We start from the raw sequence: 751 nt of genomic DNA, 5'->3' as shown, positions 1-751 counted from the left end.
TCTGAATAATCAAGTAAGTCATTCTTTCTAAAATCGACAGCAGGCTTTTCTGCCACCAAAAAACTCCACAGCAAAAATTTTTCTATGTCAGAACGGAATCTAATGTAAGTATGCTCAGATTTGTTTCTGCCAAGGAAAATCAAATACTCTCGCGCCCAATCCCAGTGTTCACGGCACCACTTAGGGTTGTCGTTGAAAAACTGATCTAGCTGTGGGTAATCACGCCAGTCAAAGTCTTTAAGCTCGTTGTATGCTGGGAATAAAGGGATTGATCTTGGAGTTGCCATAGGACTTAACGCTTTATGAGTAAAGACTAGATTAACTCATACACTATGTCCAATAATAGATCTTATTGGACACTTTAAAGATTAACTGTACAGCCTGGTCAGAAAAATAACGACGGACTGATTTCGAAACGTCTTGAAAGTTTTTCAATATGCTCTTTAGTAAGTGACCTCTTCTCGCTACATATCATAGATACTGAACTTTTCGGGCCAATCTCATTTTTAAAATCTGACATAGTTAAGTTATGCTGATCCATCAGCAATCGCAACATGGATGCGCCTGCATCTTTAGACTCGATACTAGTGTTAAAATCATGAAACTCAGGGGCTTCTTCTTCATACGCATGAATTTTTGCCCACAAGACATCAATAAGAAGCAAGTTTGCATCATAGTCCTCAATAAGTTCATCCATAAGCAAAAGTGCCTCTTGATGATCTTCCTGTGAATGTATACCAGCGATAAATGG

General features: G+C 38.6%; 2 protein-coding genes. Both read right to left on the bottom strand.

Annotated features, from left to right (window positions below):
• A partial coding sequence (locus A3729_RS09775) for a hypothetical protein (RefSeq protein WP_197475745.1) occupies positions 1–287 on the bottom strand: 287 nt, incomplete at its 3' end.
• 98 nt (positions 288–385) lie between these two features.
• Positions 386–751 (bottom strand): type II toxin-antitoxin system HigA family antitoxin (locus A3729_RS09770; protein ID WP_068633756.1); only part of this gene is annotated, 366 nt, incomplete at its 5' end.

The sequence above is a fragment of the Oleiphilus sp. HI0043 genome (assembly GCF_001634935.1).
The sequence above is the reverse complement of the archived record's forward strand: the minus strand, read 5'-3'. Positions and strand labels throughout refer to the sequence as shown.